The following is a 13734-nucleotide window of genomic DNA, read 5'->3' as shown; positions in this document are numbered from 1 at the left end:
CCCCCCCCCCCCCCCCCCCCCCCCCCCCCCCCCCCCCACGCCCATGTCGGCTATCGGGAGCACGACTGTTCACTCGTTGGATGTGACGCCGCCCACCGGCTGGATACCCGGTCGCGCCTCGAAAACTCGTTCCCGTGACGCGGGGTTTCCGCGCTCGGAAACCGGACATCCCCCGAATGGAATGAGAACGCCGCGAGAGCGAGAGGGAGGATTCATGGTTTCCCGCGACACGATCGCCCAGCTTCGTCAGGACATCACCACGGCCGAGGATTGCAACGATCGCCAGGCCGCCGAGCGGTTGCGCGCCGAGCTGGCGGAGGCCATGCGCGCCTTGGAGCAGGGCGAGGACGACGCGGAGTAAGGGCCGCCTGCCGGTGATCCGGCGCGTGTGTCTCTCGAGTCCTGCCGCGCCCGGGAATCGCCGGGCGCGGCGAGCTCTCGTGTGCGATTGGTATTTAAATACCGACGCCGCTACGCTGGTATAAAAATACCGGTCGACCGTCGGCGCGTCCCGCCGGCGGGGTCGGAACCGGTAGTGGATTCGGCGCAGTGGAGGTCGGAAATGGTGGAGTTGAAGTCGGCGGCGGAGATCGCCCGGATGCGGGTGGCCGGTGAGTTCGTCGCGGACGTGCTCGCCGAGGTGCGCACGCGGGCGCGGGTCGGGGTGAACCTGCTCGACCTGGAAGCCTATGTGCGCGAACGCATCCGCGACCGCGGCGCCGTCTCGTGCTATTGGGATTACGCGCCGTCCTTCGGGCGCGGACCGTTCCGGAACACGGTGTGCCTGTCCGTGAACGACGCCGTGCTGCACGGACTTCCGTTCGACTACGTGCTGCGCGATGGCGATGTGCTGAGCATCGACCTCGCGGTCGGCGTCGACGGGTGGGTCGCGGATTCGGCGATCACGGTGATCGTCGGGACCGCGGCGGAGGCGGACCTGCGGCTGGTGCGTGCCACCGAGGAGGCGCTCGCCGCGGCCATCGCGGTGGCATTGCCCGGCAACCGCATCGGCGATCTGTCCGCGGCCATCGCGGGGGTGGCCCGCGCCTACGGTTATCCGGTCAACACCGAGTTCGGCGGGCACGGCCTCGGGCGCACCATGCACGAGGATCCGCACATCCCGAACACGGGCCGGGCCGGTCGCGGCTATCCGCTGCGGCCGGGACTGACCATTGCCATCGAACCGTGGTTCGCCCGCACCACCGATCGCATCTACACCGACGCCGACGGCTGGACCATCCGCTCCGCCGACGGTTCGCGTACCGCGCACTCCGAGCACACCGTCGCCATCACGGCCGACGGGCCGCAGGTGCTGACCCGCGCGGCCTGACGCGGAACCTCCTTCGCCTCAGCGCGTTTCGGTGAGCCAGCGCTCCAGCTCGGCGCTCGCACCGAGTTCGGCGGCCACTGCCGCGCGATCTTCGGCCGAAAGATTCAGCGCGCGCACCTCGTCGCGGTATCGGGCGGCGCGCTCCGGGTCCTCCGCGGCAATGGCGATCTCGGCGAGCATGGCCAGCGCCCGCGCGCGCTCCACCGGCGCGGCGGTTGCGGCGAAGCGACCGAGGCCGACTTCGAGCACCCGCGCGGCGGCTTTGTCGTCGGTCTTGAAATCGCGCAGGATTCGCGCGTTGTCGATGACCCTCGCCAGATCTTCCAGGTCGCGTGAGCCGCCGTACTCGCGGTCGTCGGGCTCGTCGCGCTGGATGAACAGCAGGGAATTGCCGTCGGGGTCGACGAGGGTGAAGCGGCTCTGCCCGGGGCGGAAACGCGTGATGCGCGGGCGGCCCTTGGTAGGCACCTTGCCGAAGGCGGCGCGCAACGCGGCGGTGAAGTCGCGGTGGCGCGCGGCCACGTCGTCGACCATCACCAGGCAGCCGACGCGCTCCGGCGGCAGCTCGAAGCCCTTGGGCGGCGAGTTGAAATGCACCGGACAACCGTGGAATTCCAGCGCGAGATAGACGTAGGGGCGGGTCTGCTCGTGGGTCACCGTGTAGCCGATGGCCCGGTAGAAGTCGAGGGTGGTGGCCGGCGACGCGGTCCACAACACCGGGACCGGAGAGTCGTCCATGAGTCGTTCCTCCGACACTAGTCAAATTTGAGTACCGCCAACCTAGGCGCGCGCTCTCCCGGAAGTCAAATTTGAGTAGCATGGGTCGATTCGTGGCGACAGGGAGAAAGGAACGCGCGTGGCGGCCGTGCGTCTGCTCGTCCTCGGGGTGATCCGCACCCGCCAACCGACGCACGGTTACGCCGTGCGGCGCGAACTGCTGTCGTGGCGGGCCGAAACCTGGACGAACGTCAAGCCGGGCTCGATCTACCACGCGCTCAAACAGCTCACGCAGGAAGGGAAGCTGCGCGCGCTCGGCACCGAGGACAGCGACCAGGGACCCGGCCGGACGCTGTTCGAGCTCACCGAGGCGGGTGAGGCCGAGTTCCGCACGCTCATGGACGCCGCGCTGGTGAGCATCGATATGGAAGAACTCGGCGCCGCCATCGCTTTCATGGACGCTCTGCCCCGCGCGCACGTCATCGCCAAACTGGCGGAGCAGCGGCGCAACGCGGCCGCGGTACGCGAGGACCTGCTGGCCATGATCCCGACCTTCCCCGGCCGCTACGAGGCGCCGCACGCGCCCGATCTGCTCGAGCTGTGGAGCGGCGTGTTCGACAACCTCACCCGATGGACCGACGGACTGCTCGCCCGCCTGGAGTCGGGCGAGTACCGCATGCCGGAGTGATCCCTTCGTGCTGCCCTCGCACCCCCGCCGCGCCCCCGGATACGCTGTGATCATGACGAACTCGCTCGGTGAGGCAGGCTCCGCCGACTACGTGCAGCTGACCACCTTCCGCAAGGACGGCACGCCCGTCAGCACGCCGGTGTGGGCGGTCGCCGACGGCGGCAAGCTGTACATCTGGACGGAGACCGAGAGCTGGAAGGTCAAGCGGCTGCGCCGGGATCCCGCATGCACCGTGCAGGCGTGCGACGCCAGAGGTAAGCGGGTGCGCGGCGCCGTCGTCGCGGGCACCGGGCGCGTGCTGGACGCCGACGGTACCGAACGCGTGCGCGCGTTGCTGCGCAAGAAGTACTGGCTGCTGGGACCGCTGCTCATTCTGGGCAGCACCCTGCGCAGGGGCAAGGCCGGCACGATCGGCATCGAGTTCACGCCCGACGCCTGACCGGCGCTGCCCGGCGAGGTCGATCCCCGGGTCCGCGCACACTCGGAGCGGAAGCGGGAGTGCGCAGATTCGGCCGAATGCCCGGAAGGTCCGGAATAGGCAAGGCGGACACGGGGATTCCGGGGGTACCGGCGGAGGCGGTGATCATGGCTCGGCTATCCTTCGTCGGGCATACCGGGGTAGTCCCCAGGCGGACACGATGTCTCGACCCTGCCCCGGGGGGAGGGATCGTTCATGACAGCACCGACTCGGCCGCCGCGGGCCTCGCAGCCTTACCCGGTCGCCGCCCACTCGGACGCCGAAACCACCGACAGCGGTTGGCTTCCCGTGCTCGTCGCCGCTCTGGTCGGCGCCGTCGTCATCGCCATCGCCGGGGTGATCGCCGGACTCGTGGTGGTCAACATCCGCGAGAGTGCGGCGGCCGACAACCCGGTGCGGACACCGGCAGCCTCGGCGCCGCTGGCGCAGACCTCGGCTCCCGTCGCGCCGGTCCGCGCGGTGGATCCGCCGGCCAAGCAGCTGGACCAGATGGACCTACAACGCGGTGTGCAGCTGGTGCTCATCGACTCCTACGGCATGGACGACGTCCGCGACGTGCGCTGCCCCGGAGGTCAGACCGTCGTCCTCGGCGCGACCTTCGAATGCCTCGTGAAGGTCGGCAGCATGCAGAAGTCCGTATCGGTCACCATCACCGACAGCGACGGCACCTACGAGGTCGGCCGCCCGCACTGAGGCCGGTCGCCGCCACGATCCCGTCCGCACGGGCCGCTCCCAGCACGGAGCGGCCCTGCGTCGTGTCTCGGGTGGTGTCGTGTCTCAGGTGGCCTGGCTGACCGAGGACATGTGGAAGTCGGGAATCCGCAACGGCGGCATGGCGGTTCGGGTGAACCAGTCCTTCCACTCGCGGGGCAGCGTGGCCTGGGTCACGCCCGCCTCGGTGGCCCTGCGCAGCAGGTCGATGGGGCTCTCGTTGAAACGGAAGTTGTTCACCGCCGCGCTGACTTCACCGTTCTCCACCAGATACACGCCGTCCCTGGTGAGACCGGTCAGCAGCAGGCTGGCCGGATCGACCTCGCGGATGTACCAGAGCGTGGTGAGGAGCAGGCCGCGCTCGGTGCGCGCGATCATCTCGTCCAAGCTCGCGCCGGAACCCCCGGTGAGCAACAGGTTCTCGCCGGGCACCGTGGCGGGGGCGTCGAATTCGGCGGCGGTGGCGCGCGGATAGACCAGCGATTCGATGACGCCCTCGCGCAGCCAGTCGACCCGCGCGGCGGGCAGCCCGTTGTCGAAGACCGAGAGCGCCTCGGACGAGGCCGATGTCGCGACGAACGGCCGGTACTCCAGCCCGGCCGCGCTCGGGTCGGAATACAGCGTGAGCGGAATGTCGGTGAGCCGCTCGCCGATTCGGGTGCCGCCCGCGCGGGCGAAGGCGTTGTGCCCCTCCTGCGCGCCGCGGCCCTCCATCGACCACGCCATGTAGATCATCAGGTCGGCGACCGCCGAGGGCGGTAGCAGCGTCTCGTAGCGACCTGCGGGCAGCTCGACGCGGCGCCTCGCCCAATCCAGGCGTCGGTTCAGCTCGGCGAGCAGGCCCGGGGTGTCGACATCGGTGAAATCGGCGGTGCCGACGCCGACCCAGGCGCTGGCCAGCTCCGCGCCCGCACCGCGTTTGCCGTTGATCTCCACCGAGCCGGTCGGTTGCACGAAGCGGCGGCGGATGCCGGTGGAGGTGCCGAGCCAGGTGGTGTGCATCTGGTGGTGGGCGAAGCCGTACAGCAGGTCGGCGCCGTCGAATCCGGCCGACAGGTCACGGGCCAGATCGGCGAAGACCTCGATGCCCGTGCTGCCGGGTGCGGCCGCCCAGTCCTCGGCGGCGGCGTCCGATTCCAGCAGCGGCATCGCGTCTTTCGCGGGTTCGGCGGTGCGCGCCGCGTCCTCGCTTGCCCGTACGACCGCCTCGATCTCGGCGAGGTCGACGCTCGTCGAACCGACGCTGCCGACCCTGGCCGCATGCGGTCCGTCGCGGAAGATCGACACCACCGCCCAGTCCCGCGAGACCGACGAGCCGTTGGTCGTCATCGAATTGCCCGCCCAGCGTAGCGACGCCTCGTGCGCGTCGGTGACGATCACCATCGCCTCGTCGGCGCGGGAGAGCGCCAGCGCCCTCTCCACCACGTCGCCCGCGGGCGCCACACCGCGCGCGTGCACCCTGTCGCTGCCCGGCTCGCTCACTGACCGGCCTCCGTCCTGGTGTTGAGAACGTTGATGCCGCGCACCAGGATCGATGGGCAGCCGTGGCTGACAGCGGCCACCTGACCCGGCTGGGCCTTACCGCAGTTGAAGGCGCCGCCGAGCCGCCACGTCGACGGGCCGCCCACGGCCTCCATCGCGCCCCAGAAATCGGTGGTGGTGGCCTGGTAGGCGACATCGCGCACCTGGCCGTCGAGCGCCCCGTTGCGGATGCGGAAGAACCGTTGGCCGGTGAACTGGAAGTTGTAGCGCTGCATATCGATCGACCACGATTTGTCGCCGACGATGAAGAGGCCGTCCTCGACCCGGGAGATCAGCTCCTCGGTGCTGGTGTCGCGGTCCGGGTCGGGTTGCAGCGAGACGTTGGCCATTCGCTGGATCGGCACGTGGTGCGCGGAATCGGCGTAGGAGCAGCCGTTGGAGCGCGGCAGACCGAGGCGCGGAGCGAACGCGCGGTCCAGTTGGTAACCGGCGAGCACGCCGTCGCGCACGAGATCCCAGCGCTGCCCGGCAACGCCCTCGTCGTCGTAGCCGACGGTGGCCAGGCCGTTGCGCTCGGTGCGGTCGCCGGTGACCTGCATGATCGGGGTGCCGTAGCGCAGCGTGCCCAGCTTGTCCGGGGTGGCGAAGGAGGTGCCCGCGTAGGCGGATTCGTAGCCGATGGCCCGATCGTATTCGGTGGCGTGACCGATGGATTCGTGGATGGTCAGCCACAGATTGCTGGGATCGATCACCAGATCGGTCGGGCCCGCGGTGACGCTCGGCGCCTTCACCTTCTCGGCAAGCCAGCCGGGGATCCGCGCGAGTTCGTCGTCCCAGTCCCAGATTCCGTCGGCGCCGGTGACGTACTCCCAGCCGCGCCCGGCCGGAGCGGCGAGGGTGCGCATGGTCTCGAAGACGCCCGCGGCCGAATCGACAGTGACGGCCTCGAGTTGCGGGTGCAGCCGGACGCGCTGCTGGGCGATCGACGAGCCCGCGGTGTCGGCGTAGAAGGTCTGCTCCTTGACCTGCAACACCGAGGCGGTCACGTGATCGACGCCGTCCGCCGCGGCCAGCCTGCCCGAATAATCTTGCAGCAGAGCGACCTTGTCGGCGGTCGGCACGGTGAACGGGTCGATGTCGTAGGCCGAGACCCAGTGCGCGTCGGTGTAGCGTGGCTCGTCGGCCAGTTCGACGCGCTCCCGGTTCAGATCGCGCAGGGCCGTGGCCACGGTGACCGCGCGGCGCGCCACCTCGGCGGCGGTGTCGGGGGTGAGCGCGGCGTGCGAGGCGAAACCCCAGGTGCCGTCGACGATCACGCGCACGGCAAACCCTAGATCGGTGGCATTGCTGATCGCCTCGACGCGGCCGTCGCGCAGCCGGATGGACTGCGTGACCAACCGGTGCACGCGCAGATCGGCGTGTTCGGCCCCCGCCGCGGTGGCCGCCGCGAGCGCGGCGTCGGCCAGCGCGGACAGTGGTAGCGCGAGGAATTCGGCGTCGATCACCGAGCCGTCCCCGGAAGTCGCGATGCTCACCCCGTTTACGCTACCGGGTGTCCGCCGACCCAGGCATCGGCGGACGAGCCGCGCACCTCGGCGCGGTGGGCGATCGGCCGAAATACTCAGCGGTGCAAGAAGACATCCGTCGGCAGCCGATTCGTGACGCCGGATCGCACCGGCGCGAACGGCACGCGCAAGGCGTGGGTTACCGCATCGGCGCTGCGGAATGCCGTACTGTGCCCGCGTGCCGCCATCCGCCCTCCGTGACCGCAAACGTGACCGTACCCGCCGCGCGCTGCTCGAGGCCGCCGTCGAACTCTTCGAGACAAGAGGCTACGACGAGACCACGGTGGCCGACATCGCCGCCACGGCGGAGGTGGGCACGCGCACCTTCTTCAATTACTTCGCCAGCAAGGAAGAACTGCTCTTCCCCGAGCCCGACGATCGCGTGCGAATGGCGGTGGCCGCCATCGCGAGCCGCCGTGTCGGCGAGCGTCCGGTCGAGGTGCTGCTGCGCGCGCTACGGGCCGCGGGCGACAATCCGGGCGAACACCTCGTCGACGATCTGGGCGCTCGCATCGCCGCGGTGCGCGCCCAGGTCTCGCGGACCGTGCCCGCGGTGAGCGGCCGCGCCGCGCACGCCCAGCTGGTGGCGCAGCGCGAGATCGGCAGGCAGCTACACGCCGCGTTCCCCGACGAATTCGACGAGGTCGGCGCCGCGGCGCTGGTCGGCGCGGTGGTCGGTGCGGTGTCCGGCGCGCTCACCGTGCTCTTCCAGCAGCCGCACGCGGGACCCGAGGACGGTGAGCGGTTGCACCGCCAGATCAACGAGACCACCCGCCGCGTCCTGCGGCCGTGGCTCACCGCCAGCTGCGCGGCGCACGCCGAACCGGTCGGCTGAGCGCCTCGAAAGGCTGAGCGCGTTCGACTGACTGCGCACCGACTGACTGAGCGCGCCGCTCAGCCGAACTGCTGCCAGCCGAGGCGGAGCACCATCGCCACCACGACCACGAGCAGCACGACGCGGACGAATTCGGCGCCCCGGCTCAGCGCCATCCGCGACCCGGCGATCGCGCCGGCGATATTGGCGACCGCCATCGTCGCGCCGAGCGCGAACATGACGTGCCCGGTGAGGCCGAAGAAGAGCAGCGCGCCGGCATTGGACCCGCAGTTGATCACCTTCGCCATGGCCGCGGCCCGCACGAACTCGGTGCCGAGCAGCGTGGCGAAGGTGATGATCAGGAAGGTGCCGGTGCCGGGCCCGAGCAAGCCGTCGTAGAACCCGATCAGCCCGGCGGCCAGCGCCACGACCAGCACCACCTTGCGGCGGGTCGGCGGATGGGTGGCCATGGTGACGCCGATCGACGGGCGCAGCGTCACGACGATCGCGACCGACACCAGGACCACCATCACGATCGGGACGAACAGGTCGCGATCGATCAGCGAGACCGCCGCCGCGCCCGACGCCGCGGCCACGGCGGCGATGCCCGCCGCGGGCAAGAGCACCCGCCACTGCATCGGCACCTTCCTGGCGAAGGTCAGCACGGAGGCGGTGGTGCCCGCGAACGCGGCCAGCTTGTTGGTGCCGAGCGCGGTCTGCGGCGCGATGCCGGGAGCGACCAAGAACAACGTCGGCAGGACGATCAGGCCGCCGCCGCCGACCACCGCGTCGACCCAGCCCGCGGCGGTCGCGGCCGCCACCAGGGCCGCCCAGTCTGCAAGATTCACGGTGCAACCCAACCAGACGTCCCATGTTTCCGTGCTGCCTGGGACGGAGGGCCTAGTCTTGCCGGCATGCGCCGGTTCAGTCTGTGGCTTCGTGGCAAGCCCCTCGTGGCGGATTCCATCCTCGCATTCGGCTTGCTGTTGCTGGACCTCACGGCCATCGGCGATTCCAACCAGAAGGCCGTGTACCTGGTGGTCGGCGGATTGCTGCCGATCCCGGTCGCCTTCCGCCGCGTCTACCCGAGGGCCACCGCCGCCACCATGCTCGGCCTGGCCATCAGCACCACCCTGCTGAGCTACCTGCTCGACGACAAGGCAATGCACCCGGCGCTGCTCGCGCTCGGGATCATGCTGTACACGCTGGTCGCCTACGTCGGCAGGCGCGAGGGCTTGCTGCTGCTGGCGGGTCTTGTCGTCGACACCACGCTGTCCACCCTGCTGCTCGATCAGCCCGTGTGGTCGACGATCGCGTTCATCGCGTTGTACTACGCGCTGTGCTGGACCTTGGCGGAGTTCAACGGCGCGCGGCACGCCTACGACGCCGAGGTGGCCGCGCGGCTCGCGGTCGCCGACTACGACCGGGAGCGGCGCACCCACGACGCGGTCGCGCTCGAACGCACCCGAATCGCGCGCGAACTGCACGACGTCGTCGCGCACGCGGTGAGCGTCATCATCGTGCAGGCCGACGGTGCGAAGTACGCGCTGCGCCGCGACCCGGACATCGCCGAGCAAGCCGTCACCACCATCGCGAGCACCGGCCGCGAGGCGCTGCGTGAGCTGCGCCGCACGGTCGCACTGCTGCGCACCGAGCACGCGCCCGATCAGCTGCCCCAGCACGGCACGGCAGGCATCGCCAAGGTGGTGGAGATGATGCGCGGCACCGGTCTCGCCGTCGAGCTGGAGCTGACCGGCGACATCGACGACATCGCCCCGGAGGTGAGCCTCGGCGTGCACCGGATCGTGCAGGAGTCGCTGACGAACACGTTGCGTCACGCGGGCGCCCACCCCAAGGCGTGGGTCCGGGTGCACCGCCGCGACAGCGACGTCCTCGTCGAGGTCACCGACTCCGGCGGCGTTCCGATGCACGGGCCCGAGGCCAACCCGATCAAGGGCAGCGGCCTCGGGCTCGTCGGCATGCGTGAACGCATCGCGGTCCTCGGCGGAACCCTGGACGTGGGCCGCGCCGCTGACGGCGCCTGGCGGGTACGCGCGACCATCCCGCTGGTCACCGAGCCGCTGGACTGCTAGGGCGCGGTCCCGCTGCCGCGGCCCCGGTGGGGGCGGTCCCGCTGGTGCGGCCGCGGGGGATGGAGGGGCGGTTCCGCTGGTGCGGCCCCGGGGGAGTGGTCAGCTACGCCCGGTCACTCGAAGATCGCCGCGAGCTCGCGCAGCACCTCGCTGGCGGTGATCGGGTTCAGCGCGCCGAAGGCGGTGTCGCCGCATCGGCGCCACCACGGTGACGCGGGGCGCGAGCTCAGCTCGACCGCCTCGATGACCCGCTCGCCCTCGGGCTCCGCATCCCCGACGGCGATGCCGTCGTCCAGGTGCAGCAGCACCTGGAGGTCGCCGTCGACCCGGCGGTAGAGGTGATCGTGCACCCCGTCGATCGGTGCGCCGCGGCGCCAGCCGAATCCCTCCAGGCGCAGCAGCGCGCAGGTGGGCACCATGCGGTGCGCGAAGCGTTCCAGCGAGGTCGCCGCCCGCTCCCGCTCGGTCAGCGCGTGCACCTCTCTGGCCAGTTGCGGAAAGGGTTGGCGCAGTTCGTGATCCGTGAAATGGCTGACCCAGTGCGGTAGCTCGCCCGCGAGCTGGAGCGGATGGGCCACCGCGATACGGGCCGAGTCGACGCCGATCGTCCGCCCATCGCGGTCGGTCGCGGAGCCGTCCGCCGCGACACGGAAGGAGACCTCGAGGTTGGCTCGCTCGTCGAACCCGAGCCAGACCAGCCGTCGCGCCGGATGGCGCAAAAACGGATGGTCGAGGACGGAAACCCGATGCTGACCGCCGGTCCACGTGTGCTGCTGGATCATCGCGATCTCCAGAAGCCGAATCTGTTCGCACATCTCCCCACCACGAGAGTCGATTACAGGGAACGCAAGAGAATATCGGCGCGCGCCGACAAGTCCGGGAGACGCGCGGAAGCGGTAACCGAATTGTCGCCCGGCACCGCTAGATTGGACGCGTGCCGATCACTGTTCTCGTAGTCGACGACCAAGAATTGATGCGCATGGGGCTGAAGATGGTGCTCGGCGCGCATCCCGACATCGAGGTGATCGGGGAGGCCGAGAACGGCGCGGCGGCCGTCAGCAAGGCCAAGGAACTGCGCCCCGACGTGGTGCTGATGGACGTCCGCATGCCCGTGGTCGACGGCGTGACCGCCACCGGCCGCATCGTGGAAGCGGGCGACGGGTGCCGTGTCCTGGTGATGACCACCTTCGACCTGGACGAACACGCCCTGGGCGCGCTGCGCGCGGGCGCCAGCGGCTTCCTGCTCAAGGACACCCCGCCGGAAGATCTGGTCTCGGCCATCCGCAGCGTGGCCGCGGGCGACGCGGTGGTCTCACCGAAGGTCACCAAGCGGCTGCTCGACCGGCTCATCGCCGACGATCCCGCAGGCATGCGCGACCCCTCGGTGCTCGATGTGCTCACCGCGCGCGAACGCGAGGTGCTCGAGCAGATCGCCGCGGGCCGCTCCAACGCGGAGATCGCCGAGCAACTCTACCTCTCCGAAGCCACCGTCAAGACGCACGTCGGCCGGGTGCTCACCAAACTCGGGCTGCGCGACCGGGTGCAGGCCGTGGTGTTGGCCTACGAGACCGGGCTGGTGCGGCCCGGCGGCTGAATCTCAGCGAGCTATCAGCCCCGGGCGGGAGAAAAACACCGCTCGCTTGCGTTGGTAGGGGTAGATCGTCCGGAAGGAACGCCATGCCCGCCCTGCTGTTCGTGCTCTACGTGGTCGTCGAGATCGCCGCGCTGTTCGCCGTCGGTCAGCTGATCGGCGCGATGCCAACCATCCTGCTGCTCATCGCGGGCTCCGCGGCGGGCATGCTGCTGATCGGCTCCCAGGGGCGGCGGGTGTTCGACCAGTTCCGCCGGGCCGGACGCGGCGAGATCACCCCCGGCACCGCCGTCGCCGACGGCGCGCTGGTCGCGACGGGCGGAGTGCTGATGTTCGTGCCCGGACTGGTGACCTCGCTGTTCGGGCTGCTGTTGCTGCTGCCGCCGACCAGGATGCTGGTGCGTCCCATCGTCACCGCGCTGGCCGCGCGTCGCTTCGGTCGTCTGCTGAGCCGCGCGCCGTACCGCGGCGTCGTCATCGACGGCGACGAGGTGATCGACGGCGTGGTCGTCCAGCAGTGTTCACCCACCCCGTCGGCTCCGCCGACTGCCGTCCCCCAGTGGTACGACGACGGTCAAGGCAACGCCCGCCGGGCGGTCGGCCCGGCCTGACGGTGGGCCGTCCACGGTGATCGACCGAATCCGGCATACGGCAGACTGGTGACCCGTGGGTACCCAGTTGCTGATCGGCGGTCGTTTCTACAGCTCTAGTTCACCGGACGCGACCGCGATGGCGGTCAGCGACGGCATGGTGGTGTGGCTCGGCGCCGAGCGGCCCGGCCGCGCGTTGCACCCGGACGCCGAGATCATCGACCTGGACGGCGCGTTCGTCGCGCCCGCGTTCGTCGAGCCGCACGTGCACGTGACGGCACTCGGCCTGAAACTCACTGGACTCGACCTGTCGGGCGCGCGGTCGCTGGCCGACTGCCTCGCGGCGGTGCGCGAGCACGCCGCCGCGCGGCCGCACGGCGCGATCCTCGGCGACGGTTGGGACGAGACCCGCTGGCCCGAGGGCCGCCCGCCGACGATCGAGGAGATCGATGCCGCGGTGGGCCCCGGCCGTCAGGTGTATCTGGCCCGGGTGGACGCCCATTCGGCCGCGGTGTCCTCGGCGCTGCTGAACGCCGTGCCCGCGGTGACCTCGGCGGCCGGGTTCACCAGGGGTGAGCCGCTGCGTGGTGCGGCGCACCACCTCGTGCGCGCCGCGGTGCTCGGCGGTCTGGACCGCGCGCGGCGGGACGAGGCGCGCCGCGCGGCGCTGGACGCGGCGGCCGCTCACGGCATCGCGGCCGTCCACGAATGCTCCGGACCCGATATCGCGGGCCGCGACGACGTGCGCGAACTGCTGGAATTCGAGCACGGGGTGGAGGTCCGCGCCTACTGGGGCGAAGCCGTGACCAGCGCCGAGCAGGCCAAGACCCTGGTCGCCGAGCTCGGCGTGCACGCGCTCGGCGGCGACCTGTTCGTCGACGGGTCGCTCGGCTCGCGCACCGCCTGGCTGCGCGAGCCCTACGCCGACACGCCCGGGACGGGTATCGGATATCTGGACGTCGACGCCATCGCCGCGCACCTGCGAGCGTGTACCGCCGCGGGCATCCAGGCAGGCTTCCACGTCATCGGTGACGCCGCCATGGACGCGGCGGTCGCGGGCTTCCAACGGGTCGCCGACGAGCTCGGCGGTCCGGCCGTCGCTTCACGCGGACACCGCGTCGAGCACGCCGAGATGGTCGACGCCGAGCAGATCGGCAAGCTCGCCTCGTGGGGCGTGATCGCCAGTGTCCAACCGGGTTTCGACGCGACATGGGGCGGTACGGACGGCATGTACGCGGCCCGGCTCGGCGCCGAGCGGGCCGCCGCGCTGAATCCGTTCGCGGCCATGGCCGCCGCCGGTGTGTCGCTGGCCATCGGCTCGGACGCGCCGGTGACCGAGCTGAACCCGTGGCAGGCCGTGCGCGCCGCCGTCGACCATCGCACGCCGGGCCACGGCATCTCGCCGCGCGCGGCCTTCGCGGCCGCCACGCGCGGCGCCTGGCGGGCGGGCGGCGTGCGCGACGGCGTCGCAGGCACGCTCGTTCCTGGCGCGCCCGCCTCGTACGCGGTGTGGGAGGCCGACGATCTCGTCGTCGCCGCGGCCGCCGATTCGGTGCAGCGCTGGTCCACCGATCCGCGCTCGCGGGTACCGGGATTGCCTCCGCTGGAACCGGATTCGGCGCTGCCCCGGTGCCTGCGCACCGTGCACCGCGGCGCCACCCTGTTCGAGGCATGA

At 70.8% G+C, this 13734-nt stretch carries 15 protein-coding genes; 10 read left to right on the top strand and 5 right to left on the bottom strand.

The annotated features are described in order from the left end of the window. Window positions 1–214 precede the first annotated feature (214 nt). Both AC3ERS_RS25590 and map read left to right on the top strand, forming a co-directional pair. Window positions 215–361 carry a hypothetical protein gene (locus AC3ERS_RS25590; protein WP_431970621.1) on the top strand — a complete coding sequence of 49 codons (147 nt, stop codon included), beginning with the start codon at window positions 215–217 and terminating at the stop codon, window positions 359–361. Window positions 362–562: 201 nt separating this feature from the next. Then, complete coding sequence (map, locus tag AC3ERS_RS25585) at window positions 563–1330, top strand: type I methionyl aminopeptidase (protein WP_431970620.1); 768 nt, start codon at window positions 563–565, stop codon at window positions 1328–1330. 18 nt (window positions 1331–1348) lie between these two features. On the opposite strand, the gene AC3ERS_RS25580 is transcribed toward map, so the two are convergent. Beyond that, window positions 1349–2068, bottom strand: coding sequence for a VOC family protein (locus tag AC3ERS_RS25580; protein WP_431970619.1), 720 nt, complete (start codon window positions 2066–2068; stop codon window positions 1349–1351). Window positions 2069–2186: 118 nt separating this feature from the next. Here AC3ERS_RS25580 and AC3ERS_RS25575 point away from each other — a divergent pair, with 118 nt between their 5' ends. From AC3ERS_RS25575 to AC3ERS_RS25565, 3 genes are all read left to right on the top strand, one after another. After that, a complete protein-coding gene (locus tag AC3ERS_RS25575) occupies window positions 2187–2735 on the top strand; it encodes a PadR family transcriptional regulator (protein WP_431970618.1) in 549 nt (182 codons plus the stop codon). Between the two features lie 52 nt (window positions 2736–2787). After that, entirely contained in the window at window positions 2788–3174 is a 387-nt protein-coding gene (locus AC3ERS_RS25570) for a PPOX class F420-dependent oxidoreductase (protein WP_431970617.1), read from the top strand. A 234-nt stretch (window positions 3175–3408) separates the two neighbouring features. Continuing rightward, window positions 3409–3906 carry a DUF4333 domain-containing protein gene (locus AC3ERS_RS25565; RefSeq protein ID WP_431970616.1) on the top strand — a complete coding sequence of 166 codons (498 nt, stop codon included), beginning with the start codon at window positions 3409–3411 and terminating at the stop codon, window positions 3904–3906. A gap of 84 nt (window positions 3907–3990) precedes the next feature. Here the strand turns inward: AC3ERS_RS25565 and AC3ERS_RS25560 are convergent, their stop codons facing one another. Both AC3ERS_RS25560 and AC3ERS_RS25555 read right to left on the bottom strand, forming a co-directional pair. Continuing rightward, window positions 3991–5307, bottom strand: coding sequence for a metallopeptidase TldD-related protein (locus tag AC3ERS_RS25560; protein ID WP_431970637.1), 1317 nt, complete (start codon window positions 5305–5307; stop codon window positions 3991–3993). Between the two features lie 95 nt (window positions 5308–5402). Further along, a complete protein-coding gene (locus AC3ERS_RS25555) occupies window positions 5403–6941 on the bottom strand; it encodes a TldD/PmbA family protein (RefSeq protein ID WP_431970615.1) in 1539 nt (512 codons plus the stop codon). Window positions 6942–7149: 208 nt separating this feature from the next. On the opposite strand from AC3ERS_RS25555, the gene AC3ERS_RS25550 reads away from it, so the two are divergent. Next, complete coding sequence (locus AC3ERS_RS25550; RefSeq protein WP_431970614.1) at window positions 7150–7806, top strand: TetR/AcrR family transcriptional regulator; 657 nt, start codon at window positions 7150–7152, stop codon at window positions 7804–7806. A 59-nt stretch (window positions 7807–7865) separates the two neighbouring features. Here AC3ERS_RS25550 and AC3ERS_RS25545 read toward each other — a convergent pair whose 3' ends face one another. Then, window positions 7866–8633: a TSUP family transporter gene (locus tag AC3ERS_RS25545; RefSeq protein WP_431970613.1), complete on the bottom strand. Its 768-nt coding sequence runs from the start codon at window positions 8631–8633 to the stop codon at window positions 7866–7868. Between the two features lie 66 nt (window positions 8634–8699). On the opposite strand from AC3ERS_RS25545, the gene AC3ERS_RS25540 reads away from it, so the two are divergent. Then, entirely contained in the window at window positions 8700–9878 is a 1179-nt protein-coding gene (locus tag AC3ERS_RS25540; RefSeq protein WP_431970612.1) for a sensor histidine kinase, read from the top strand. 113 nt (window positions 9879–9991) lie between these two features. Here the strand turns inward: AC3ERS_RS25540 and AC3ERS_RS25535 are convergent, their stop codons facing one another. Further along, window positions 9992–10693, bottom strand: coding sequence for a DUF4132 domain-containing protein (locus AC3ERS_RS25535; RefSeq protein WP_431970611.1), 702 nt, complete (start codon window positions 10691–10693; stop codon window positions 9992–9994). A 119-nt stretch (window positions 10694–10812) separates the two neighbouring features. On the opposite strand from AC3ERS_RS25535, the gene AC3ERS_RS25530 reads away from it, so the two are divergent. The 3 genes from AC3ERS_RS25530 (at window position 10813) to AC3ERS_RS25520 (ending at window position 13734) form a co-directional block, all read left to right on the top strand. Then, a complete protein-coding gene (locus AC3ERS_RS25530) occupies window positions 10813–11472 on the top strand; it encodes a response regulator (RefSeq protein ID WP_431970610.1) in 660 nt (219 codons plus the stop codon). A gap of 83 nt (window positions 11473–11555) precedes the next feature. Further along, window positions 11556–12080, top strand: a complete 525-nt coding sequence (locus AC3ERS_RS25525) for an FxsA family protein (protein WP_431970609.1) — start codon at window positions 11556–11558, stop codon at window positions 12078–12080. A gap of 55 nt (window positions 12081–12135) precedes the next feature. Further along, complete coding sequence (locus tag AC3ERS_RS25520; protein ID WP_431970608.1) at window positions 12136–13734, top strand: amidohydrolase; 1599 nt, start codon at window positions 12136–12138, stop codon at window positions 13732–13734.

Source organism: Nocardia sp. bgisy134 (assembly GCF_057708325.1).
Note: the sequence above shows the minus strand (reverse complement) of the source record. Positions and strands in the feature narration are given on the sequence as shown.

Coding starts and splice junctions, on each gene's coding strand:
- AC3ERS_RS25580 (WP_431970619.1), bottom strand. CDS start 2,068: ATGGACGACTCTCCGGTCCCGGTGTTGTGGACCGCGTCGCCGGCCACC.
- AC3ERS_RS25535 (WP_431970611.1), bottom strand. CDS start 10,693: ATGTGCGAACAGATTCGGCTTCTGGAGATCGCGATGATCCAGCAGCAC.
- AC3ERS_RS25590 (WP_431970621.1), top strand. CDS start 215: ATGGTTTCCCGCGACACGATCGCCCAGCTTCGTCAGGACATCACCACG.
- AC3ERS_RS25525 (WP_431970609.1), top strand. CDS start 11,556: ATGCCCGCCCTGCTGTTCGTGCTCTACGTGGTCGTCGAGATCGCCGCG.
- AC3ERS_RS25570 (WP_431970617.1), top strand. CDS start 2,788: ATGACGAACTCGCTCGGTGAGGCAGGCTCCGCCGACTACGTGCAGCTG.
- AC3ERS_RS25560 (WP_431970637.1), bottom strand. CDS start 5,307: ATGGTGATCGTCACCGACGCGCACGAGGCGTCGCTACGCTGGGCGGGC.
- map (WP_431970620.1), top strand. CDS start 563: ATGGTGGAGTTGAAGTCGGCGGCGGAGATCGCCCGGATGCGGGTGGCC.
- AC3ERS_RS25540 (WP_431970612.1), top strand. CDS start 8,700: ATGCGCCGGTTCAGTCTGTGGCTTCGTGGCAAGCCCCTCGTGGCGGAT.
- AC3ERS_RS25565 (WP_431970616.1), top strand. CDS start 3,409: ATGACAGCACCGACTCGGCCGCCGCGGGCCTCGCAGCCTTACCCGGTC.